At 70.4% G+C, this 23,561-nt stretch carries 16 protein-coding genes and 3 pseudogenes; 17 read left to right on the top strand and 2 right to left on the bottom strand.

Going from position 1 to position 23,561, the window contains the following annotated elements; genetic code table 11:
* The first annotated feature begins 46 nt into the window (after nucleotides 1-46).
* Nucleotides 47-1,435, top strand: a complete 1,389-nt coding sequence (locus ACEXOX_RS42605; protein ID WP_406525990.1) for a GAF domain-containing protein — start codon at nucleotides 47-49, stop codon at nucleotides 1,433-1,435.
* A pseudogene (locus ACEXOX_RS42600) lies at nucleotides 1,396-2,918 on the top strand (aldehyde dehydrogenase family protein). Before ACEXOX_RS42605 ends, ACEXOX_RS42600 begins: the two are co-directional and overlap by 40 nt.
* Before the next feature lie 333 nt (nucleotides 2,919-3,251).
* Here the strand turns inward: ACEXOX_RS42600 and ACEXOX_RS42595 are convergent.
* Nucleotides 3,252-3,512 carry a hypothetical protein gene (locus tag ACEXOX_RS42595; RefSeq protein WP_406525989.1) on the bottom strand — a complete coding sequence of 87 codons (261 nt, stop codon included), beginning with the start codon at nucleotides 3,510-3,512 and terminating at the stop codon, nucleotides 3,252-3,254.
* Between the two features lie 145 nt (nucleotides 3,513-3,657).
* Here ACEXOX_RS42595 and ACEXOX_RS42590 point away from each other — a divergent pair, with 145 nt between their 5' ends.
* From ACEXOX_RS42590 to ACEXOX_RS42580, 3 genes are all read left to right on the top strand, one after another.
* On the top strand, nucleotides 3,658-5,046 hold the full coding sequence (locus ACEXOX_RS42590) for an IS701 family transposase (protein WP_406525988.1): 1,389 nt from the start codon (nucleotides 3,658-3,660) through the stop codon (nucleotides 5,044-5,046).
* 76 nt (nucleotides 5,047-5,122) lie between these two features.
* Nucleotides 5,123-5,368, top strand: a complete 246-nt coding sequence (locus tag ACEXOX_RS42585) for a hypothetical protein (RefSeq protein ID WP_406525987.1) — start codon at nucleotides 5,123-5,125, stop codon at nucleotides 5,366-5,368.
* Between the two features lie 8 nt (nucleotides 5,369-5,376).
* Nucleotides 5,377-5,544, top strand: a complete 168-nt coding sequence (locus ACEXOX_RS42580) for a hypothetical protein (RefSeq protein ID WP_406525986.1) — start codon at nucleotides 5,377-5,379, stop codon at nucleotides 5,542-5,544.
* A 216-nt stretch (nucleotides 5,545-5,760) separates the two neighbouring features.
* Here ACEXOX_RS42580 and ACEXOX_RS42575 read toward each other — a convergent pair whose 3' ends face one another.
* Nucleotides 5,761-6,591 (bottom strand): alpha/beta hydrolase, encoded by an 831-nt coding sequence (locus ACEXOX_RS42575; protein ID WP_406525985.1) that lies wholly within the window; start codon nucleotides 6,589-6,591, stop codon nucleotides 5,761-5,763.
* 594 nt (nucleotides 6,592-7,185) lie between these two features.
* Between ACEXOX_RS42575 and ACEXOX_RS42570 the strand changes: the two genes are divergently transcribed.
* The 12 genes and pseudogenes from ACEXOX_RS42570 (at nucleotide 7,186) to ACEXOX_RS42515 (ending at nucleotide 23,558) form a co-directional block, all read left to right on the top strand.
* On the top strand, nucleotides 7,186-7,431 hold the full coding sequence (locus ACEXOX_RS42570; protein WP_406525984.1) for a hypothetical protein: 246 nt from the start codon (nucleotides 7,186-7,188) through the stop codon (nucleotides 7,429-7,431).
* A gap of 51 nt (nucleotides 7,432-7,482) precedes the next feature.
* Nucleotides 7,483-8,991 (top strand): ABC1 kinase family protein, encoded by a 1,509-nt coding sequence (locus tag ACEXOX_RS42565; protein ID WP_406525983.1) that lies wholly within the window; start codon nucleotides 7,483-7,485, stop codon nucleotides 8,989-8,991.
* Nucleotides 8,992-9,079: 88 nt separating this feature from the next.
* Nucleotides 9,080-10,339, top strand: coding sequence for a wax ester/triacylglycerol synthase domain-containing protein (locus ACEXOX_RS42560; RefSeq protein ID WP_406525982.1), 1,260 nt, complete (start codon nucleotides 9,080-9,082; stop codon nucleotides 10,337-10,339).
* 99 nt (nucleotides 10,340-10,438) lie between these two features.
* Nucleotides 10,439-10,837, top strand: a pseudogene (locus ACEXOX_RS42555) (beta-ketoacyl synthase N-terminal-like domain-containing protein); the annotation flags it as partial.
* Nucleotides 10,838-11,065: 228 nt separating this feature from the next.
* Nucleotides 11,066-12,120: pseudogene (locus tag ACEXOX_RS42550) on the top strand (beta-ketoacyl-ACP synthase III).
* A 48-nt stretch (nucleotides 12,121-12,168) separates the two neighbouring features.
* Entirely contained in the window at nucleotides 12,169-12,438 is a 270-nt protein-coding gene (locus tag ACEXOX_RS42545; protein WP_406525981.1) for a hypothetical protein, read from the top strand.
* On the top strand, nucleotides 12,435-13,667 hold the full coding sequence (locus ACEXOX_RS42540; RefSeq protein ID WP_406525980.1) for a beta-ketoacyl-[acyl-carrier-protein] synthase family protein: 1,233 nt from the start codon (nucleotides 12,435-12,437) through the stop codon (nucleotides 13,665-13,667). Before ACEXOX_RS42545 ends, ACEXOX_RS42540 begins: the two co-directional genes overlap by 4 nt.
* A gap of 62 nt (nucleotides 13,668-13,729) precedes the next feature.
* Nucleotides 13,730-20,320: an SDR family NAD(P)-dependent oxidoreductase gene (locus ACEXOX_RS42535; protein ID WP_406525979.1), complete on the top strand. Its 6,591-nt coding sequence runs from the start codon at nucleotides 13,730-13,732 to the stop codon at nucleotides 20,318-20,320.
* The gene (locus tag ACEXOX_RS42530; RefSeq protein ID WP_406525978.1) at nucleotides 20,202-20,969 is read left to right on the top strand and encodes an SDR family oxidoreductase; all 768 of its coding nucleotides are present in this window, start codon (nucleotides 20,202-20,204) and stop codon (nucleotides 20,967-20,969) included. Before ACEXOX_RS42535 ends, ACEXOX_RS42530 begins: the two co-directional genes overlap by 119 nt.
* Nucleotides 20,918-21,382: a hypothetical protein gene (locus tag ACEXOX_RS42525; protein WP_406525977.1), complete on the top strand. Its 465-nt coding sequence runs from the start codon at nucleotides 20,918-20,920 to the stop codon at nucleotides 21,380-21,382. The genes ACEXOX_RS42530 and ACEXOX_RS42525 overlap by 52 nt, the downstream gene beginning before the upstream one ends.
* Nucleotides 21,361-22,401 (top strand): TIGR03617 family F420-dependent LLM class oxidoreductase, encoded by a 1,041-nt coding sequence (locus ACEXOX_RS42520; protein WP_406525976.1) that lies wholly within the window; start codon nucleotides 21,361-21,363, stop codon nucleotides 22,399-22,401. Before ACEXOX_RS42525 ends, ACEXOX_RS42520 begins: the two co-directional genes overlap by 22 nt.
* Nucleotides 22,398-23,558, top strand: coding sequence for an acyl-CoA dehydrogenase family protein (locus ACEXOX_RS42515; RefSeq protein ID WP_406525975.1), 1,161 nt, complete (start codon nucleotides 22,398-22,400; stop codon nucleotides 23,556-23,558). The genes ACEXOX_RS42520 and ACEXOX_RS42515 overlap by 4 nt, the downstream gene beginning before the upstream one ends.
* Nucleotides 23,559-23,561 lie beyond the last annotated feature (3 nt).

The following is a 23,561-nucleotide window of genomic DNA, read 5'->3' as shown; positions in this document are numbered from 1 at the left end:
ACTGGGAACCGGAACAGGCACGGGAACCGCAACGGAGAGGTGACGCGTGGTCAACCCTTGGCTGGCGATGGAGACAGGAACCGACCCCGCAGAGCGCACCCGCACCCTCCGGCACGCCCACGAGGCGTTCTTGGCCGGCGGGCCGGTGGCACACCCCGTGCGCCAGGTGGTGGCCGACTCCTGGCGCCGGTCGGCGTCCGCGCGCGCGACACTCGACGGGCCCGCGCCGATCGACCTCGACGAGCCTGAGCTGCGCGTTTACCGCGACGGGCACCCGCTGGCCCGCGCCATGCCCGTCTTCCGCGACCTCCTGGGCACCATCGCCCACGACGGCGCCCACGTCCTCGCCGTCTGCGACCCGCAGGGCCGGATGCTCTGGGTCGAAGGCCATCCAGGCGTCCGTCGGCATGCCGAGCGCATGAACTTCGTGCCTGGCGCGCGCTGGGACGAACGGCACGCCGGGACGAACGCACCCGGCACCGCGCTGGCCGCCGACCACGCCGTACAGATCTTCGCGACCGAGCACTACAACAAGCGTGTACAGCAGTGGACCTGCGCGGCGGCGCCCCTGCACGACCTGCGGACGGGCCGGCTGCTGGGTGCCGTGGACATCACCGGCGGTGACCACCTCGCCAGCCCGCACAGCCTGGCCCTCGTCCAGGCCACCGCCCGTGCCGCCGAGGCACACCTGGACTCGTACGTGAAACACGCGGCGCCCGCGGCACACCTGACCGTGCTCGCCCGGGACGAGGCCGTCCTCGTCACGGACGGCCGGACGCTGCGGCTCGGCCGCCGGCACAGCGAAATCGTGCTGCTGCTGGCCCGGCATCCGGAGGGTCTGACAGGCGACCAACTGGCCACGCTGCTCTACGGTGAACGCGACGTCCGGCCGGTGACCCTGCGCGCGGAGCTGTCCCGGCTGCGCCACCTCGTGGGGCCGCTGCTCGCCTCGCGCCCGTACCGCCTGACCAGAACCGTCGAGACGGACGCGGACGCCGTGGAGACGGACCTCACCGCCGGCGACCTGTCCGCCGCGCTCCGCGGCTACCGCGGCCCTCTCCTCCCCCGCTCCGAGGCCCCCGGTGTACGCCGCCTCCGTTCCCTCCTCGAAGACCGGCTACGGCGCTCCGTCCTCACCCACCGCACCCCGGAAACGTTACGCCTGTGGGCAGACACCCCCTGGGGCGAACACGACCTGGAGGTCTGGGAGGCCCTGAAGGCCACAGCCCGCCCGGGAGACACCACACCAGCCTCCACCGCGACACGCCTCCGCACGGCGTACGACCTCCCTCCGCTCCCGCAACGTCCGGGCAACGTCCGCTCCCCTAGCCTGCGCACCGGCGCCCCGCCGCGGGAGCGGAGGCGCGACCGACCCGACAGCGATGGGGAGCTCTCATGGCCCGTTACGCGAACCCCGGTGCCGCCGACGCCGTGATGTCCTACCGGAGCCGGTACGACCACTGGATCGGCGGTGAGTACGTGCCGCCCGCGCGGGGCCAGTACTTCGAGAACCCGACCCCGGTCACCGGGCAGCCGTTCACCGAGATCGCCCGCGGCACGGCCGAGGACGTGGACCGTGCCCTCGACGCCGCGCACGCCGCCGCGCCCGCCTGGGGCCGTACCTCTCCGGCCGAACGCGCCCAGGTCCTCAACAAGATCGCCGACCGTATGGAGGACAACCTCCAGTCCCTCGCGGTCGCCGAATCCTGGGAGAACGGCAAGCCCGTCCGCGAGGCGCTGGCCGCCGACCTCCCCCTCGCCATCGACCACTTCCGCTACTTCGCCGGCGCCGTCCGCGCCCAGGAGGGCACCCTCTCCCAGCTCGACGACGACACCGTCGCGTACCACTTCCACGAGCCGCTCGGCGTCGTCGCCCAGATCATTCCCTGGAACTTCCCGATCCTCATGGCCGCCTGGAAGCTGGCTCCCGCCCTCGCCGCCGGCAACGCCGCCGTCCTCAAGCCCGCCGAACAGACCCCCGCCTCCGTCCACTACTGGATGAGCCTGGTCGCCGACCTGCTGCCGCCCGGCGTCGTCAACATCGTCAACGGCTTCGGCGTGGAGGCCGGCAAGCCCCTGGCCGCCAGCCCGCGCGTCGCGAAGATCTCCTTCACCGGCGAGACCACGACCGGCCGCCTGATCATGCAGTACGCCTCGGAGAACCTGAAGCCGGTCACCCTCGAACTGGGCGGCAAGAGCCCCAACCTCTTCTTCGACGACGTCTCCGCCACCGACGACGACTTCCTCGACAAGGCCCTCGAAGGCTTCACCATGTTCGCCCTCAACCAGGGCGAAGTCTGCACGTGCCCCTCCCGCGCCCTCCTCCAGCAGGGCCACTACCAGGACTTCCTGGCCGCCGGCGTCGCCCGCACCGAACAGATCGTCCAGGGCAACCCCTGGACACCGACACGATGCTCGGCGCCCAGGCCTCCAACGACCAGCTCGAAAAGATCCTCTCCTACCTCGACATCGGCCAGAAGGAAGGCGCCCGCGTCCTCACCGGCGGCACCCGCGCCGAACTCGGCGGCGAACTGGAAGGCGGCTACTACGTCCGCCCCACCATCCTCGAAGGCACCAACGACATGCGTGTCTTCCAGGAGGAAATCTTCGGCCCGGTCGTAGCCGTCACCTCCTTCACCGACTTCGACCACGCCATGACCCTCGCCAACGACACCCTCTACGGCCTCGGCGCCGGCGTCTGGACCCGCGACACCAACACCGCCTACCGCGCCGGCCGCGCCATCCAGGCCGGCCGCGTCTGGACCAACTGCTACCACGCCTACCCGGCCCACGCCGCCTTCGGCGGCTACAAGCAGTCCGGCATCGGGCGGGAGACGCACAGGATGATGCTGGATCACTATCAGCAGACGAAGAACCTGTTGGTGTCGTATTCGCCGAAGAAGCTGGGATTCTTCTAGACGCACGAGAAGGGCGCCTGACCTGCACTTATACAGACCAGGCGCTCTTCGCGGCACTCCCCCGAGCGAAGCAGCCGTATGTACTGCTCCTCCCACCATGTCCCACCCGTACACCCGTCCTGACCAGCCGTTCCGGGCCATACGCGGGCCAGATTCCCGTTCAGTCCCCAGCCGTGGCCTCCGTGCTGCCGTCCCACCGGCGCATCGATTCCTCAATCAGGTGGTTGGCGTGATCACGAGCCTCGGCGAGGAACTTGGCGTAGTAGCGAACAGCACCTGGACGCTCTGCCCGGCCCGGCGGGCGCACTCGGCGGGAACGACGCCGGACGCCAATCAGAACGAAATTCCCGCGTGACGAAGGTCGTAAGGGCGCCTGGCCAGCTCCTGCGCCTGCTCGCCGAGGGCGAGTGCGGATTCGCGCGCGCGTCGCCACGTCACGTTGTAGGCGGAGATGTCGGCGTAGTTGCCCGCCTGGTTGCGAAAGAGACGGCCGTCGGGCGCCACGCCGAAGCGTTCGATGTGTCCGCGCAGCACGTCGACAAACGACGGCGGTATCGGGACCGGCCGGGTGGCCTTGGCCGCACGCCGCTTCAAAGAGTGGATTTCGTACCGGTAGTTCGTTGAACCCGGCGGTAGCGGGGTTGACACCTGGTCGGGGCGGAGGGAGTGGGAGCCGGCAGCCTCGCCGAGTGGGGGCATGATGACTGAGCGACGGACGTGTCCGCCTGCGCCGGGACCGTTGGAGGAGTACGCGGCCCGTTTCGATGATCTGTTCCTCACCCTCGCCCAGCGGCGTGGGTTTCGTGAGTATCTGACCGGGCTGCTCGCGCCGCGGGACCGGAACAAGACGCTGACCTGCCTGGCCGGGGCCGGGCCGGTGCTGGGCGCGGGCCTGGCGAGCGTACAGCGACTGCAGTACTTCCTCTCCGAGTCGCGCTGGGACAGTGAGCAGGTCAACGCCCGGCGGCTGGAACTGCTGCGGACCGACCCCGCCTTGGCCCCCCACGAGGCCGGGGTGCTGGCTATCGACGACTCCGGGGACCGCAAGGACGGCACGGCCACCGCGCACGTGGGACGGCAGTGGCTGGGACGGCTGGGCAAGACCGACAACGGCGTGGTCACGGTGACCACGGTGTGGACCGACGGCCGGGTGCACTACCCGCTGCACGCACAGCCCTACACCCCCGCCCACCACTTCCCGCGCGGCCGGCGCGATCCCGGCTTCCGGACCAAACCGCAGATCGCTGCGGCTCTTGCGGCCCGGGGCAAGGACGCGGGCTTCGCCTGCCGGGCGGTGGTGGCCGACTGCGCCTACAGCGTCAGCGACGACTGGTATCTCGCCCTGCGCGAGGCCCACCTGCCCTACGTGGTCCCTCTCAAGCCGCACCGCGGCACCTGGGCACCCGCCGACCAGCCGCACACCCCCATCGACGCCGCCCACGCCCTGGCCTGGCAGGACGCCGAGCACCCCGGCGACTGGACGCCCATCGAACGGCACTTCCGCGACGGGCACACCGAGACCTGGTGGGCCGCCGACGCCACCCTCGGCGGCTGGCAGCCCCACGGCCCGTGCCGCCTGGTCGTCGCCACCACCGACCCGGGCACCCTGCCGGAGAAGGCCACCTGGTATCCGGCCACCAACCTGCCCCACCCCGACGCCCCGCACGCCGCCACCAGCACTCACCCACCCGCCGACCTCACCGAGATCGTCCGCCTCTACGGACTGCGGCCCTGGATCGAACAGAGCTACCAACAGATCAAGGACGAACTCGGCTGGGCCGACTTCCAGGTCCGCTCCGACACCGCCATCCGCCACCACCAGACCCTGGTGAACTGCGCGTTCTCCTTCTGCTGGGACCAATGGTCCGCTCCACCCGGAACCCTGGACGCCACCGCGCCCGACCCCTGCGCCGATGACCGGCCAGAGAGGGGCCCCGCCACGCCCCGCCTGCGCCAACTTCCCTGCTGGCCCAGGGCATTACGAGCCCTCCGCTCCTGGCTCACCCCCGCCACCACCCCGCACCGCTGGTGGCGAGCCTGGACCGACACCGACCCGCCACCCGAACTCCAAGCCCTGATCGACACGGTCACCACCGGCAGACCCCTTGATCTCTACCGCCGGGTTTAACGAACTACCGGTAGGAGAAGACCGGCCGGAACATGTGTCCAAGACACTGGCACGCACTCACGATGACCGTGGCTTCATGAGCAGCATCGTCCAGAACGGCTTCCAAGCGATCGCCAGCGGCGACCCTGACCGGGCCGCCGCGGTCCTCACCGAGGACACCGAATGGCTCAACGCCACTGCCATCGCGCTCAAGACGACCCACCACATGGTCGGCAGGAAAGCGATCGTGCGCTTCTTCGCCGACGGCCTCCCCGTCTGTTCGCGCGCGACGTCATTCTCACCTTCCACAGGTTCCACGCCGCCGGCGAGCGGGTGGACGTGAAGGCAACCATGACGGCAACGCTCGCCAACGGCAACCACTACAGCAACGACTACTGCTTCGTCTTCGAACTCCAAGACGGGCTGACCCACCGGGTTCGCGAATACACGAACACCGCCCGCGGACACCACATGACCTTCAGCGAAGTTCGACAGCAGCCGCCCCCGCCCCGGCCATGACCTCGGTCCCCACGAACAACAAGCCTGGGCCGACGAGACCACCCCGGCGCCCCTGGCCCACCACCATCCGCCATTAACCGCACCCTGCGTACCCAAACCGAAGAACCCGCCGATTACGCCGCGGCGGGCGATGGTCGCGCGGCTGGAGGCCGACGACACCTGGAGTCGGGGGAGAGCCTCTGGGCTGTCGAAGCTCGTGCTGAGACGGGTGAATGGTCATCGGCCCGTATGGGCCCGGCGGAGGTGGTTTGCCATGAGGTCGTACACGTGGGCGGCAAGCGTGGTGTCGTGCCCGAAGATGTTGTAGGCGTGATCGGTCCTTGGCAGGTCACAGTGCTCGGCGAGGGCGCCGACGTCGCGCAGTTTCCGGGCGTAGACGATCCCCTCGTCACGTAGAAGGTCTTGTTCGCAGGTGATCACCACAGCGGGGGCGATACCGGAGAGGCCATCGGCGTTGGTGCCGTCGGCGGGAGAGGCCAGCGGGTCAGTGCGGTCCTCAGGATGGGGCAGATAGGCGCCGATGAGGATCTCGCAGAGCCACGGTCGGATGACGGGCCTTGAGACGGTGGACCGTTTGGCCCAGCTGGACGTCGCCGCGTCCAGGGCCGGGTAGTGCAGGATCTGCAGGCCGAGGGCGGGTGTGCCGATTGTCCTGGCCTGACGGGCGGCCGCGGCGGCGAGTGCCCCGCCCGCGCTCTGGCCGCCGACGGTGATCCTGCTGGCGTCCCAGCCGTTCTCCGCCCCGTGCTCGGCGACCCATTGGACGACTTCCCATGCCTGCTGCGGAGCGGCGGGGAAGGGGTGTTGCGGTGCCAGAAGGTAGTCGACGTTGAGGACCGCGGCGGGCGTGCGGGCGGCGAGGTAGCGGCACAACGGCTCGTCCTGCTCAGGATGTCCGATCACAAAGCCACCGCCGTGGAAATTGACGTGCACCGCAGGCGTGGAGTTCCAGCCAGCGGGCGGGTAGTACACCGTGCTCTTCGCGGCGCCGAAGCTGGTGGGAATGGCCAGGGTTCTGTAGAACGCGGGTATCTCGGGAAAGGACATGGACGCGGTCGTCTTGGGGGTTCGTGTTTTCTGGAGAAACCAAGCCAACGGCCGCGCGACGCAGGGGGCAGACAGCAGGGACATCGATAAGTTCTCGTTTCATGAGCGCGCCGGAGAGCTGGTTGCGCGTGCCGGAGGCCGTGGCACGAATGGGGCCATCAGAGGCATTCGGGCAAGGGCTGACACCCGGGACCTCCGGGTGGAACCCGGCACCTTGTAGGTTCCCGCCCTGCCGTTTTCCAATGCGCCGATGAGGTGCGGCGGGAGCGCGAAGTGACCGGGCACCGAGCAGTCGACGGTGCGCCGGCCATTCCGGTCACCTTCGACAGCACCGCACACGCAAGGGCGCGGATGACGGAGCGCGGAGGCATGCCGCCACACGCAATGGCTCGGGGCAGCGCTGGCCGTGCACCCGCGCGCCGTGCGTTCGCCGGTGCCGCACCGTCGGCCCAGGGGTACTCCTGGAAGCACCGTTTCGTAAGCCTGTTCGGCAGATCAAGGTGCCGAGCGGTGCCAACGGTCAAGAATGCGGCAGGCGGCGCCCATGCCCGCCGGGGCCGTGCCCTGTTCGTTTCGGCTTCACAAGGAGACTTCATGTCCCAGAAGGCCACCACGACGCGCGGGGGTCTGACCCGCTTGATCCACGTCGTCGTGGACGAAGTACAGGACATCGTCGAGGGGGCGCTGGATCGAGTCGACGACGCCGAAAGGGACTTCCGGCGTGGACTGACCCGGCTGGTGGAGAACCGGCAGCAAAGTGCCGGCAACCGCGTGCAGAGCGTCCCTGATGTCGGCCTCGCCGACTCTTCTCAGAGCGCCCCTCGCGGTGAATCCGACTGACAAGGCGCGTCTCAGGGTTCAAGGGCCGCGGCGGCGGACGGCGGCAACGGCATGAGCGATGCCCGCCTGGCGACGGTCGTGCGCGTCTTCGGTGCACTCCTGTGCGGGGAGGCCGGCAGGCGTCTGTCGTCGCGCCGGCCCCGCGGGCCCGGCGCTCCGCTGGCGCGTCAGCGCGAGCGGGCCCGAGCCCTGCGTGAGTCGCTGGAAAGTCTCGGCCCGCTCTACATCAAGGTGGGGCAGATGCTTGCCACCCGTCCCGACCTCGTCTCCGCACCGGTCATGGAGGAACTACAGCGTCTGCATGATCACGCGGCAGCGGAGCCGTTCCCGGCTTTCACTCCGGTTCTGGAGGAGGAGTTGGGCCCGCACTGGCCCCGCATGTTCGCGTGCGTGCAAGGCGGCCAGCCGTTGGGGACGGCTTCCTTGGCCCAGGTCTACGGTGCCCGCCTGCCTGACGGCCGCGAGGCCGTGATCAAGGTGCAGCGGCCGGGTGTGCGGATCACCGTCGAAGAGGACATGCGGCTGCTGCGACGTGCTGCCCGCCTGATCGCGCACGGCGCGCCGGGCTTGACCGCCACGCTCGATCTGGGGGCGCTGCTTGGCGTGTTGTTCGATGCCATGCGCCCGGAGCTGGACTTCACCCGTGAGGCACGCAACATGGAGGAGGCTCGGCCCACGGTGGAACGTTTTCGCACGCTGTACGTCCCCGCAGTTCTGTGCGCGACGCCACGCGTAATGGTGCAGAGTATGGCACCGGGCTGTTCCATCCGTGACTTCAAGCGACATGACCTGACAGCCGATGAGCGGCTCGCGATCGGCAGCGACCTGCTGGCTCTCATGCACCGCGGGTACTTCGTCGACCGTCGCTTCCACGCCGACCCACACCCCGGCAACATCCTCATCCAGAGCGACGGGCGGGCCGCGGTCATCGACTGGGGCATGGTCGGGCGCATCGACCGACGCACCAGCGCAGCCGTCCTGCTGCTGATGCTGAATCTGACCCTCAACGACGGTACGGGAGTCGCCAACGCGTGGCTCGAGACCGGGCGCCTCACCACTACGGCCGACCCGGCCGGATTCATCAGCGACATCACCGCCATGGTCCCACATCTGGCGACGGCGACGCTGGCGGAGCTCGACTTCGGGCAGACCTTGAGTGCGGTGATGCGCCACTCCGCCCGCCGCGGCATCGGAGTCAATCCCGCGGTCGCCGTGCTGGGCAAGTCCTTCGCCAACATTGACGGCTCAGTGCGCTGCCTGGCACCGGAGGTGCAGTTCACGCAGGTGATCCGCCGGCATCTGCAGGCCATACTCCTCGACTTGGCCGAAGAACTGCTCTCTCCCGCGTTCGCCGGTCGCTCGGCACTGGAGGCGATGATGGGCCTGTCCGCGGCCGGCGGCCAACTCCGTTCCCTGGCGAACGGCCTGACCGATCCCGGGCACAGCGGCCCGCTGCAGTTGTTTCATCCCGGCGCGAGACCCGCCGTACGGCGTGCCGCTCTGCTGGCCGTGGCCTGGGCCGTGCTGCGCCGGCACCGCCCCACCGCCTCCCGGCCGTGAGCCCCGCCCCGGCCCTGGCCTCCCCCATGCACCGCCGACAGTCGGAGAGCAAATGACCAGCACCGCAGCCTCTGTACCGCTCCGTCTCATGGCACCGCTGGACCAACTGATGTGGAAGCTGCAGTGCGACGCCCCGCATCAGGCGACCGTCACCGTACTCGCCTACCTCGAACCACCGGCTGACCTCGCCCGGCTCACCTCCTGGCACGAGAAGCTGATCCGGGACTACCCGCGCCTGACCCACCGCGTGGGCGGCAGCGCGCACCGTCCGTACTGGGAAACGGACCCGCATTTCGCCCTCGAAGACCACCTCGTGCACATCGGCCTGGGCAAGGAAGCCGGGGAAAAAGCCTTCTCCCGCCTGCTGCACTCCCTGGTCAACACGTCCTTCCCCGCGGACAGAGCCCCGTGGCAGGCATATCTGATCGACGGGGTCCAGGGCGGGGACGGAGTGCTGTACATCCTCAAGATCTCGCACGCCCTGGCCGACGGGCTACAGATCGCCGGCCTTCTGAATGGCCGTATCAAGGCGGGTGGCCCGCCACCGTCGAAACACGTCCCGGACCCGCGCGGCGGGTTGCGGCGCGACCGGGTCACCCTGTGGCGTCAGTGGGGGACGACGCTGCTCCTGCCCGCTCGCCCCCGCAAACGAGCTCCGGCCCCCAGCAGGGCCCGGCGCTACGCCTTCTTCACGGCGGACCTGGAGCCGATGCAACGGACAGCCAAGATCACCGGCGGAACTGTCAACGACGTGCTCCTGTGCGCGATCGCCCGCGCCACAGGCCGCTATCTGGCGGTCCGGGACGCAACCGGTCCCTCCGCCTTCAGAGCCCTGTCGCTGGTGGCTCTGCGCAGGCCACGCGCCCCGCACGCCGCCAACCACTTCACCCTCGCCAGTATCACTGTCCCCGCGCAGCAGACAGAGACCACAGCTGCCCTGCGAGCCGTCCGGGCAGCCGTCACCGCTGCCGGCGGGCCGCAACCGGCGGACATCCTCAGCCTCGCCGCCAAGGCTGCGCGATACCTCCCAGCACCCCTACTGATCTCCGGCATCAAACATCTGGGGCGCCGCCATGACTTCATGGCCACGAACGTGCCCGTAGGCAAGGACCCGATCACCATCGGAGGCCGCCGCGTACAAGCCCTGTTCGGCGTCGCCCCGCTGGCCGGCACCCCTGTGATCACCACGTTCGTCTCCTACCGGGGCACCTGCCACATCTCTCTCAACGCCGACCCCGCCGCCATCACCGACCTGCCGGCCTTCACCGACCAGCTCCGCACGGCGCTCCACGAGATCACCGCCGAGACTCCCGCCAGAGGGTCCACACAAGGCGGGCCCAGAAGGTGAAAGACCGCGCCCCCTGAACGGCGGCATCGTCCCGCCGGACGCGAGCCCCCATCACGCCGGAGAACGCTGAACCGTCCTTCAGACGACGGAGTTGAGCAGATGCGCACGTCCACCCCCGGTTCCCATGGCGGCCCTGTGCCAGGCCAGCCCGGCGATGGTGACCTGCCCGGCGACGCCATCACCGTGATCGGCATGGGTGGCCGGTTCCCCGGAGCACCGGATCCGAAGGCCCTGTGGCAGCTGATGGCCGAGGACCGTGACGGTGTCGCCGACGCCCCAACCGGCCGAGCATGGTTGCACTCGCTGTGCGACCCCCGGCCGCGTACCCCGGGGAAGGCGCCCACACGGCGCGGTGGTTTCCCTCCGGGACTCCATCTGTTCGACGCGCCGTTCTTCGGGATGTCGCCGCGCGAGGCCCGCCGCATCGACTCCCAGGCGCGCCAGTTGCTGGAGATGAGGTACGAGGCCGTGCAGGAGGCCGGAGCGCTGCTCGCAAGGCTGGAGGGGCAGGGCTGCAATGGGCCTCCACAGACTGCGGCGCGGGCGCCGTGTCTCTGTCCCGGGCCAGGACGCGCGCGCTGCCGCGCCTCGCGCCACGCATTCCGCAATGCGGTACAGGTTCCACACGCCCCCTACGAGGCGAGCGCTGCCTGTGGTTCACCGCACCTGGCTCGACCGCAGTGGACGACCCCCGTTCATCATTCAGAAGGACGTCGTATGGACACGATGCGTTTCGGCCAGGCACCCGCTGCGGTGCTGTGCGGAGTTGGTGGCGCAACGCCCGAAGGGGTACTGTCCAACACCGAGCTGGCGGACCGGTTCGGCACCACCCCGGACTGGATCGAGAGCCGGACCGGGATCGTCGAGCGCCGGGTGGTGAAGCCGGGGCAGGCGACGTCCGACCTCGCGGTGGAGGCGGGCCGGGCCGCGCTGCTGACCGCCGCCGGGCCCGCACCCGACGCGGTCGTGCTGGCCACGTCCACACCCGATCACCCGACACCCGCGACCGCCCCCGACGTGGCCTGTCGCCTGGACCTTGGCAACATCACCGCCTTCGATGTCGGCGCGGTGTGCAGCGGCTTCGTCTACGGGCTCGCCGTCGCCACCGGCCTCGTGCGATCCGGGCTCGCACGCCGAGTACTGCTGATCGGCGCGGACACGTACACGACGCTCGTCGATCCGGGCGACCGGGGCTCGGCGATCCTGTTCGGTGACGGGGCCGGCGCGGTCGTGCTGCGAGCCGGGGAGGCCGGGGAGCCGGGTGCCATCGGCAGTTTCGACCTGGGGAGCGACGGCTCGTCCAAGGACCTGATCCTGATGCCCACCGGCGGTTCCCGGCAGCGCTCCAGCGGGGCGGTGCCTCCCGCGGACACCTTGGACCGCGACCGATACGTCCACCTGGTCGGCAACGAGGTCTTCAAGCACGCCGTACGCCGACTCACGGACTCCTCGCGTGCGGTGCTCGCGCGCGAGGGATGGCCGATCGAAGCGTTGGACCGGGTGGTCACGCACCAGGCGAACCAGCGCATCAGCCGGGCCGTTGCCGAGCGGCTCGGCATTCCGGGGGCCGCTTCCTGTCCAACGTCGACCACGTCGGCAACACCGCAGGGGCCTCCATTCCGCTGCTCCTGGCAGAGGCAGCGGGCGCCGGACACCTCACCCGCGGGGACCGGGTCCTGCTGACCGCCTTCGGCGGCGGCCTCACCTGGGGGTCGGCAACTCTCACCTGGCCCGATCTGCCCCGCCCGACCGTGGCGTGGACCGGGCCCCAGGAGAAGTAGGAACCAGCGCCTGAATCGAGTCGTACCGACCGGAGAGGCAGCACCGCCATGACCGAGCACCCCACCACCGAACAGCACACCGCCGAGCCGGAGGTCCTCGACCGACTGACCGACATCCTGCATCGTCGATTCGACGTCCCGCTGAACCTGCTCATCCCGTCCACCGTGTTCGCCGCCCTGGAGCTGGACTCCCTGGCCGTCGAGGAGTTCAACATGATGGTCGCCGAGGACTTCGGCCACGAGCTGTGGGACAACTACAACCCCGAGACCACCCTCGCCCAGGCCGCGGAAGCCGTCGCCCGCGGACTACGGCTGTGAGCGGCGCCTCGCCCCCGAAACCGGTGGTGACAGGAGTCGGCATCGTCACGCCCGCCGGGCGCGGGTGTGAGCCCAACTGGGCTGCCTTCGTAGCCGACTTGGGCGGCTCCGACCCCGGTACCGCGGCAGCCGATCCCGTGCTCGACGGGCTGCCGTGGCGCTATTCCTGTCGGGTGCCTGACTACGACCCGCAGGCCGCCGTCGGAGCCTCCCGCGCCTTGCGTTTCGACCGCCACACCCAGTTCGCGCACCTGGCGGCGCTGGAAGCCCTGGAGCAGGCAGGTCTGCACCCCGCCGATTGGGACAGGGAGCGCGTCGCCGTCGTGTGCGGGACCGCCGCCGGCGGTCCCGAGACGGTCGCCGAACAGCAGCGGTTCCTCGACACCAAGGGCCACGACCACGTATCCCCCTATTTGCTGCCGCGGTGCCTGCCCAACATGGCGGCCGGAGCACTGGCCATCGAACTGGGCGCGCGCGGCCCGTGCCTGTCGACCGTGGCGTCCTGCGCGTCGGGATCGGCGGCCGTGGGCGTCGCCGCAATGCTGATCCGCTCCGGTGCCTGTGACATCGCTCTGGCGGGCGCCGCGGATGCCGCGATCACCCCGCTGTACGTGACCGGCTTCGGGCGGATGGGTGCGCTTGCCGAGGACGGCCGTTGCCACCCCTTCGACAGCGCGCGCGCCGGGTTCGTGGTGGGGGAAGGAGCCGCTGTGCTGGTGGTAGAGAGCCGACGGCATGCGCTGGGACGCGGCGCACGGCCCCTGGCCCGGGTCACGGGGTACGGTGCCACCTGCGACGCCCACCATGTCGTAGCTCCCGATCCCACGGGCGCGGGAGCCGCGACCGCCATCCGCGGCGCCCTGCGAGCAGCCGGCGCGGCGCGCCAGGACGTCGACTGCGTCCAGGCCCACGGAACCGGGACGCAGGGCAGTGACAGCGCGGAAGCCACAGCGATCCACTCCGCCCTCGGCTCCGACTGCCCGGTCACCTCGCACAAGGCCCTGACCGGGCACACACTCGGCGCGGCCGGCGCCGTCTCCGCCGCCCTCACCGTCCTCAGCCTGTGCCGGGGCATCATCCCTCCCGTCGCCGGGCTGCGGACACCCGATCCGGATCTGCGGCTGCGACTGGTCCGCAGGCCCACCCGCCCGCCCCGGCTGGAACTCGCGCTGAGCCAGACGTTCGGATTCGGCGGCCACAACGCAGTACTCGCGCTCGCGTCACCTTGATCCGCATAGCACCGGCCGCCGTCCGGCGCTCCTTCAACACCACGGGGCAACCCGCCGGAGCGGTGCGACCGCACCAGAGGAGGACACACCATGCCCGGACTCCCCCGACCCTCCGCTCCCTCCCACCGTCGTACGACAACGCGATCGCAGTCCTCGGGTTAAGCGGGCGGTTTCCCGGCGCGGCCGACGTCGACTCTTTCTGGGACCTGCTGGTCACAGGGCAGGAAGGGGTGTCGGAGGCGCCTGCCGACCGTCCCTGGATGCACGACCTCTACGACGCCCGGCCCCTGACCGCCGGGAAGCTGCCGAGTACTCGGGGCGGATTCCTGCCCGGCCTGGATACGTTCGACGCGGCCTTCTTCGGGATGTCGCCCCGTGAGGCGCGGCGTGTCGATCCGCAGCTGAGATTGCTCCTTGAGACCGCGCAGGAAGCCGCGGAGGACGCCGGCCTGCCCATGGAATCGCTGGCAGGACCGGAGACCGGCGTCTTCGTCGGCACCCTGCACGGTGACTACTGGCTTCGCCAGATCGAAGACCTGCCGTCCCTCGACCTCTACACCGAGACGGGAGGCACTCGCTGCGCTCTCTCCGGACGGCTGGCGTACGCCTTCGGACTGCGCGGTCCCACCCTGTCGGTCGACACCGCCTGCGCCTCCTCTCTCACAGCGGTTCACCTCGCGTGTGCGGCGCTGCGGGCCGGCGAGTGCCAGGTCGCGCTGGCCGGCGGCGCCAATGTGATCCTCAGCCCGTACAGCACGCTCACCTTCGCCAGGTCCGGGGCGATCAGCCCCGAGGGTCGCTGCCTGTTCGGCGACGCCGGGGCGAACGGCTACGTCCGCAGCGAGGCGGGCGGGATGGTGTTGCTGAAGCCGCTGGCCCGGGCGCTCGCCGACGGCGACCGGATCCGTGCCGTCATCCTGGGCAGCGCGGCCAACAACGACGGCTTCACCGGCGCGGGCATGGCCGCCCCCAACACGACGGCCAAGGCCGAACTGATCCGCCGTGCCTGCGAACGTGCCGGGATCGCACCCGCCGAACTGGACTTCGTAGAGGCACACGGCACCGGCACCGTCGCCGGGGACACAACCGAACTGACCACACTCGCCGAGGTGATCAGCTCGCGCGAGGGCCGTGAAAAGTGTCTGGTCGGCTCCGCGAAAGCGTCGATTGGGCACTGTGAGGCGGCAGCCGGCGTGGTGGGTCTGATCAAGGCCGTGCTCTCGGTGGAGCACCGGACCGTACCGGCCCTGCCCTTCCTCCGGACCCTCACTTCGGCGGTCGACTGGGACGCGGTGCCGCTGCGACTGCCGCAGGCCAATACCCCGCTGCCTGCGGCGGGCCGCGTACTCGGCGCGGTCGAGGGCTTCGGCGCCACCGGCAGCAACACGATGGTCGTCTTGACGAGCGCGCCGGACACCGTGCCTGACCCCGACGCCCCAGAGAAGGCAGCAGGGAGCCCCGCATCTCTGCTGTTGCCGCTGTCAGCCCGCTCGCCCGCCGCTCTGCGTGACCTGGTCCGGCAGTACATCTACCTGCTCAGTGGCCCGGACGCTCCGCCCCTCGCCGACCTGTGCGCGGCCGCTGCGACCCGACGCGACCACTACGAGCACCGCATCGGCGTCGTCAGTGCGTCCGCCGAAGAAGCGGTGGAGGCGCTGGAGGGTTTCCTGGTCGGGCGGGAACGCGCCCGCACGGCGACCAGCTCCGCCACCAGAGGGCCACGGCCCCGGATCGTCTTCGTCTTCCCCGGACAGGGGGGCCAGTGGGCCGGCATGGGGCGTGAACTCCTCGCTCTGGGCGGCCCGTTCAGCGATGCCCTCCGCGCCTGCGAAGAAGTGATCCGCGAGTACGGCGGATTCTCCCTGCTCGATGCTCTCGCCGACGAGGACGAGGCATGGCAGCAGGACACGGCCAAGGTCCAGCCCGCCCTCTGGGCGATGGGCACCTCGCTCGCGGCGCAGTGGCGAGCCTGGGGGGTGACGCCCGACGCGGTGATCGGCTACAGCCAGGGCGAGATCCCCGCGGCCCAGGCCGCCGGGGCGCTGACCCTGCGGCAAGCCGGCCGCATCAGCTGCCTGCGCTCCCGGCTCATCGCCGACCAGGCCGCCGCCGGCTCCATGTGCTGGGTGGAACTGCCCAGGTCGGAGATCACGAAACTGCTGGAGATACTGGAGGCCACCGCCTCCGTCTCCGTGGAGGAGAGCGAGGGAACGACGGTCCTCGGAGGCGCCGTCGAACAGATCGACCGCATCATGTCCGGCTGCGAGGATCTAGGCGTCAACTGCCTTCCCGTCCAGGTGAATTACGCCGCACACAGCCCCAGCGTCGACCCCGTGCGTGAGCCACTCCTTGAGGGACTCTCCGATCTGACGCCGAGCGACACCGAGGTGCCTTTCGTGTCGACCGTCGCGGTGGAGGAACTGCCCGGGACCGCCCTCGACGCCGACTACTGGTGGCACAACCTGCGCGACACCGTGCGACTCGCGAGCACAGTGACCATGGTGGCCAACAGTCAGGATCGTCCGGCGCTGTTCGTGCAGATCTCGCCGCACCCCGTCTTGACCGCGCCGCTGAAGGCCGCGGGCGCGTCCACGCTCACTTCCTTGTGCAGGCACCGACCCGAGCTCCCCGCACTGCATCAGTCTTTGGCCGCGCTGTACGCGGCCGGGTGCTCGCTCGATTGGCGGGCGGTTACCGGTAACCCGGCCGGGCCGGTGCGCCTGCCGCATTACCCCTGGCAGCGCCGCCGCCACTGGGCACAGGCCGAATCCTGCGCCTGGCCTCCGCTGGGCGCCGAACCCAAACTCCTCCCGACCGACGCGGCCCGCACCTCACCGCCCCTCACAACCAGCGCGACGGAGGTCCCCCCGATGACAACCACCACACCGATCGCAGGCCACCCTCTGCTCGGCAAGCGGAGCATCGATCAGGGTCGCGAGAGCTGGCAGGGTCCGCTGGACGGATCCGCCCACGCTCTGCTCGTCAACCACCGGATCTCAGGTCAGCCGATTCTCCCGGGAGCGGGATCCATCGAGTTGGGCCTGGCAGCGGCGCATTCCCTCGGCTCGGGGCAGGGAGTGGAACTGCGCGAGATCAAGCTCCTTGACCTGCTGATCCTCGACGACGCCAGGCCCGGCGGACAGGAGTTGAAGGTGTCAGCCGAGGCCGAGGAAGACGGCCTTCGCCTCCTGACCGTGACCGCACGTGACACCCGTGACGGCCGGTGGAGCGAATGCGCCGCGATGAATCTGGTGATACCGGAGAAGGAGGCGGCCGGTGCGGCCGCGCCGGCGCTGGACCTGTCCGCGACGAAGGAACGCTGCCCCGACTGGCAGCCGGGCAAGCGCTTCTACCAGGAGCACCAGCGCGCGGGCAACGAGTGGCGAGGCGCATTCCGCGCGATCACCGAGCTCTGGCGAGGGCCGGGAACATCCACCGGCGCACCCGAGGCACTGGCCCGGTTGCGTACCGTGCCGGACGACGGCTACCGGTTCCACCCGGCGGCTCTGGACGGCGCGCTCCAACTCGCCGCAGCGGTCCTGCCGAGCGGCGGCGGGCGTGGCTGCGTGCTGCTCGGTCTCGACCTGCTGCGGCTGCACGTGGCCTCAGTGTCCGGTGAACTCTGGGCGCACGCCGTGGTCCGGGAATCGGAAACGGTGGACATCACCGTAGTGGACGCCACCGGCAAGGTGATCGCGGAGCTGAACGGCATACAGGTCAAGCAACTCGGTGACGCCCATGCTGAACGCGCCTCGTCCAGCAGTGCTTTGACGACCGCGGCAGGGGACGACGCACCGCTCTCACTGTGCTGGCGCGACACGGGGCCCGTTGTGGCCGACCCCGCTCCGGGCCGCTGGCTCTTGCTCTCGGACGACGCAGACCCTCTGGTGGATCGCCTGGTCGCGGCACTCGGCGCCGCGGGGCACAGCCTGGTCCGCACCGCGTCCGGCACCCGCGAGGATTTGGCCCGCACGCTCACGGACGCCTCACGAGGAGGCCCATTGAACGGAGTACTCGTTCCGGCCGCCCTGGAGGACACGACGGACGCGGGCGCATCGAGTCGCGCGGTTCACTGGGCATCCGCGGACCTCTGCGCGTCGTTGCTGCCCTTGGCCCAAGCGCTGCGCGAGAAGCGCCCCGTCCCTTCACTCAAGGTGTTCGTATTGACGCAGGGCACGCAGCAGGCCGTGGCCGGCGATGCGTGCCCGGCTCCCTGGCAGGCGCCACTGTGGGGGTTCGCACAGGCTCTACGCCGTGACGTCCCCGCATGTGACGCGGTGTTGGTGGATCTCGACGAGAACCCGGACCCGGCGGCTGTGGCCGCTCTGCTCGCCTCACCGCTGTGTGCTGCCGAGGACCGGATCGCGTTGCGCGGTGCCGCTGCCTTCGTCCCGCGTCTGAGCCGCGCTGCGGCGGACCGGCCCCCGAGCGCGCCGTCGACGCGTTCCCCCTCATCCGGGCAGGTCGAGATCGAGGTGTCCCATGTCGCCGACGCCCTGGACGAGGCACCGGGCCTGGCCGGTTGCTGCGGGACGGTGACGCTGGCCGGCACAGGGGTGACCGCGCTCAAGATCGGCGACGAGGTGGTGGCGTCGACCGATGCGCTGCCCGGCCGCAGGGTCGTGGTCGACGGGCGGCTCGTCCTGCCGAAGCCACAGGCGCTCGCCCCCGCCGAGGCCGCCGCGCTGCCGGTCACGTACGGCGCCGCCTGGTACGCCCTGCGGGACTTGGCCCGGACCGCACCGGGCGAGCACGTCCTCGTCCAGGACGCCACCACCGGGTTCGGACTTGCCGCGCTGGCCCTCGCCCGGCACCACGGCGCCGAAGTGCATGCCACCGCCCGGGCGCCGGAGGATCGGGAACTGCTGCGACTCCTGGGCGCCGCGGTTACGGAGAGCGGTCAGCGCGACATGGACGTGGTGCTCGCCGGGGACGGACCCGGGCCGCCGAACGAGCGCGAACTGGCACCCCTCGGCAGGTATGTCGATGTCGCTCCGCGACGCGCGCGCACCACGACCGTCCACGCTCGGACCGCTGACCTGCCGCCGGGCGGTGCCCGAATGCGGCTCGACCTCGGTGAGCGCCTCACGCGTGACCCGGAACTGCTCGCCGCCGCCTGGGCCGACCTCCTGCCGCTGCTCTCCGCGGGAGTGATCGATGTGCCTCGGATTCGGGTGTGTACGGCTGCACGGGCCGACGACGGAATCGGTACTGCCGTCCTGTGCCCGCCCGTTGAGGATGCCTCCGACATGGCGACACCCGGCATCCGTCCCGACGTCAGCTACCTGGTCACCGGAGGACTCAGCGGAGTCGGTGCGCTCGTCGCCCAGTGGCTGGTACAACAAGGAGCACGCCACCTGTTGCTCACCGGGCGCAGCACTCCCGGCCCGGACCGCGGGCGGGCGACACTGCTGGAGGACCTACGGGCTAAGGGCCCCGAGGTCGCGTACGCCGCCGTTGACGTGGCGGACGAGCAGGCCATGCGACGGCTCCTGGACCGGCGGGAGCAGGACGGGCTGCCGCCGGTGGCCGGGGTCGTCCACTCCGCCGCGGTCCTTGAACCGGCCCCCACGGCCGAGCTGTCCGAGCAGGACATCAGCGCGACGCTCCTGCCCAAGGTCGGGGGCGGCTGGGCGCTGCACCAACTGTTCGCGGACCGGCACCTCGACTTCTTCGTCCTGTTCTCCTCGGCCTCGTCACTGCTCAGCGGGCTTTACCTGGGCAGTCAGCTCGCGGCGTACGCAGCGGGGAACGCCTTCCTGGACTCCCTCGCGATCCACCGACGCGCGGCCGGGCTGCCGGCCACCGTCGTCAACTGGGGATACTGGAGCGGTACAGGACTCGCTCACCGGCTGAGCGAGCGCGGCGGCCACGACGTCCGCCCGGCCGGAATGCAGGACTTGCGGCCCGAGGAGGCGCCCGCACTGTTCAGGCGGATGCTGTCCGTACAAGGGCAGTTGCTGGTCTTCCCGGCAGACTGGGCCGTGTACGTGGACGCGGTGCCTCAGGACGCCGACGCACCGGTCCTGCGTGAACTGCTCGGCGCACCATACACATTGGCCGTCCCGCCTGCTCCGGCCGTTCCGATCGTGCAGCACGTCAAGTCCGTACCGACCGAACCGACTGCGTCGGAGCCGACGCGCGTGCCCGCCCCGCGAGGGGAGCACTCACCGACTCGAAAGCGACTGCGCCCGAAGACCCCCACGCCGGCGCCGACGCCCGCCCCGCAGGAAGGCGCGGCCCTGGAAGAAGGCGCGGCCCTGGAAGAAGGCGCGGCCCTGGAGGAAGCCCTGGTCGCCCGTGTCGCTCTGCTCCTCGACGTGTCAGCCGAAGAGGTCGACCGGCACCGCCCGATGAACCGGCTCGGCATCGACTCCCTCATGGCCGCCGAACTGGGCACCTGGCTCCGCCGCGAGCACGGGCACGACCTCACAGTGCCCCGCCTCCTCAAGGCACCGGGAATCCACGCACTGGTCACCGAGCTGGCCTCATCGTCCGTCACCGAGCCGGTCGGTGCTGCAGAGGGAGCACCTGATGACCGCGCTCGGCCAGGTCCTGCTGACAGGGGCAACCGGCAGCCTGGGCGGGCAGCTGTGCCGGGAACTCCTCGCACGCACCCCGGCGACCGTGCAATGCCTCGTCCGGGCCGCTGATCCCGACCACGCGCGCAGGCGGATCCTCGACCGGCTCGGCAGCCTCGACGACCCGCTGCCCGCCACCGGGCGCAGGCTCACCGCCGCCCCTGTCGACCTGGCGGCTCCGCTACTCGGCCTGGACCGGGACACCTACGACGCACTGGCCCAGAGCATCACGGCGATCGTCCACTGCGCGGCCGAGGTGGATCTCGCCGCCGACTACGGGCGGCTCGCGCCCGCGAACGTGACACCGACCCGGCAGCTCGTCTCCCTGGCCCGCCGCCGGACCGAACTCACGGGCCGCGCCCCGCACTTCCACTACGTGTCCACCCTGGGCGTGTTCCTCGACGCCCGGCGCGCCGGTACCGAGGAAGTCGACGAAGGAACCGAGGTCTCCGAGCGGACCTCGGGACAGCTCGGATACCCACGCTCCAAAGCGGTGTCCGAGCTGGCGCTGCGCGCGGCGGCCGAGACCGACGGTCTGCCGGTCAGCGTGTACCGGCCGGCTTTCGTCACCGGCCACTCCCGCACCGGGCGGACATCCTCCGCCGATCTACTCACCCCCTGCTGTGGGCGGCCATCGCCCTGCGCGCCGCGCCGCAGGAGGACCTCGTCATGCCCGCGGAACGCGTGGACGTGGTGGCACGAGCCGTCACCGCGCTGTTGACAGCGCCGGAGGCGGCCGGCCGCGCCTTCCACCTGGTGCACCCGACGTCCCTCACCTTGCCGGCTCTGTTCGAGGCGCTGCGCAGGGCCGGGCACACACTGGAACCGGTCTCCGCCGCCGAGTGGTGGCGGCGCGTCCGCTTCAACGCACAGCACCCCGCGGTGCACCCGCTGGCCAGCCTCAGCGAGGTGGCACGGTTCATGCTCTCCACCGACGAGGACCACGTCCCGCCGCGCTTCCACGCGGAAGACACCTGGAAAGTCCTGCGTGACCGGGGCGTCACACCGGAGCCGTTGGACGACGCCTTCCTGGACCTGCTGGTCTCGCACGTGGACCCGCCTGCGGCGGCCCTGGAGCGGCGCCGCCCCAAGCCCCTGCCGCACCAGCACCCTTGCGGATCGAGGGGCTCCTGACTCCGTTCCGCTTCGGTCCCGATAGCGGATTCACCGACCCGGTGGCAGCGGCGACGACCTGCGAAGCGGCCGGATACGGCACCTTCTGGGCGCAGGAGCAGAACCTGGCTCCGGTGGTCGCCCTCTCCGCCGCCGCACCAGCCACGCGCTCCATCGGTCTCGGCAGCGGCGTCCTGGTCGCCCTGGCCCGCTCGCCGATGACCGTGGCCCAGTCCGCCCACGACCTCAACGTACTGTCCCGCGGACGCTTCGTCCTCGGTCTGGGCCCCCAGTTCGCGGCGAACCTGACCTACCGCTTCTCGATGCCCGGCGACCGCCGACTGGCGAGGCTGCGCGAACACGTCGCCGCGCTCAGGGCGATCTGGTCGCACTGGAACGAGGGGGAGCCGCTCTCCTTCCGGGGCGAGTTCTACACCCACACCCTGACCAACCCGTTCTTCACCCCTCCCCCGAGCCCCTACGGAGCGCCCCCGGTGATGCTCGCCGCAACGGGCCCGCGCATGGCCGAACTCGCCGGAGAGATCGCCAACGGGCTGATCGCCCCGCCCTACGCCAACCGCGACCACCTCCTGAAGATCCTCCTTCCGGCGGCCGAGCGCGGACTCGAACGTTCCGGACGGTCGCGCGAAGACTTCACGATCGTCCTGGCCCCGCTGCTGGCCATCACGTCGACGGACACCGAGCACGCCCGCCAACTCGTCGCCCTGTGGTGCGGGACCCGGGCGTACCGGTTCATCTTCGACGCCTACGGCCTCGGCGGTCTCTCGGACGACCTGGCCGAACTGAGCCTGTCCGCCGATCCCGACCGCTGGCGGCGGATGGCCGACCGGATCGACGACGACATCCTCGACCTGTTCGCTGTACGGACCGAGCCCCAACGACTGGGCTCCGAACTGCGCGTCCGATTCGGCGGGCCAGTGAACCGACTCATCGTCCCCGCCCCCACCGGGCCCGACAGCCCGTACCACCCGGGCGCACTCGGCCTGGCCGCCGCCGACCCCCACCTGGAGACGACATGAGCGATTCCGTCCTCGAGCGGGTCCGCTCCTTCACACGACGCGAGCTCCTGGGCCACTACGCCGACTTCGACACGCTGGCCGACAGGCCACCGTTCGACCTCTACCGCCGCTTCCACCAAGCAGGGCTCTCCCACTGGTGGGCACCGCGACCCGACGGCGGCCTCGGACTCGGCCTGGAGCAGAGCGTGGACCTCGTATCCGAGCTCGCCTACGGCGACCTCGGGGTGGCGTTCACCCTGCTGACACCGTGGACCGGATCCCTCATGGTCTCCCAGTTCGGCACCCCCGAACTCGTCAAGCGGCATGTGCTACCGATGGCCGCCGCCGGCGGCTTCTGCGCCATCGCCGGCAGCGAGCACGAGGCCGGCAGCGAACTGGCCCGGATCGCCACCCGCGCCGAGCTGCGTGACGACACTGCCGTGCTCAATGGCGTAAAAGCGTTCTCCACCAACGCCGACTTCGCTGACTTCCTTCTCGTCATCTGCCGCGACGCGGACGACGAGGCGACGTTCCGCACCGTACTGGTGCCCCGCGACACTCCCGGCCTACGGATCACCAAACGCTGGCCTGTGATCGGCATGCGCGCGAGCTGGACCTACGAGTTCGTGCTCGAGGACTGCGAAGTCCCCGTCGGTCATGTGCTCTCGGGCAACGGCGTACGCATCCTGGAGGCCGGGATCAACGCCCTGCGCATCCTGATCGGGGCCACCACGGTCGGTATTGCCCGACGCATCCGGGACCTCTGCATGGACTATGCCGCGACGAAACCTCTGGGGGCAGGGACTCTCCTGGACAACGACGTCTTCGGTGCGAAACTCGGCCAGATGGAGATGGAGATTGTCGTGATGCGCCATCAATGCATCGCAGCTGCACGCGAATTGGATGACATCCTTGCGCGGCCGGACGCCGCCGAGGTCCTGCTCCGGCGCGGCACCCTGCGTTCGGCTGTAGTCACCAAGATGCACTGCGGACAGGCGGGCTGGCGCATCGCCTCGGTCGCCTCGGAGATGTTCGGCGGCCTCGGCTACACCTCGGAACTCCCTATGGGCAAACTTCTGCGCGACATGCGCTACGCCTCACTCCTGGACGGCGGCGACGACGTGCTGCGTCAACTCGTCTACACGCGCTACGTCGTACCCCCGAAACGGAGGATCTGAAGC

This window comes from Streptomyces sp. Ac-502 (genome assembly GCF_045222935.1).
Lineage (GTDB): Bacteria > Actinomycetota > Actinomycetes > Streptomycetales > Streptomycetaceae > Streptomyces > Streptomyces monomycini.
This window is presented reverse-complemented; position numbering and strand designations above follow the sequence as displayed.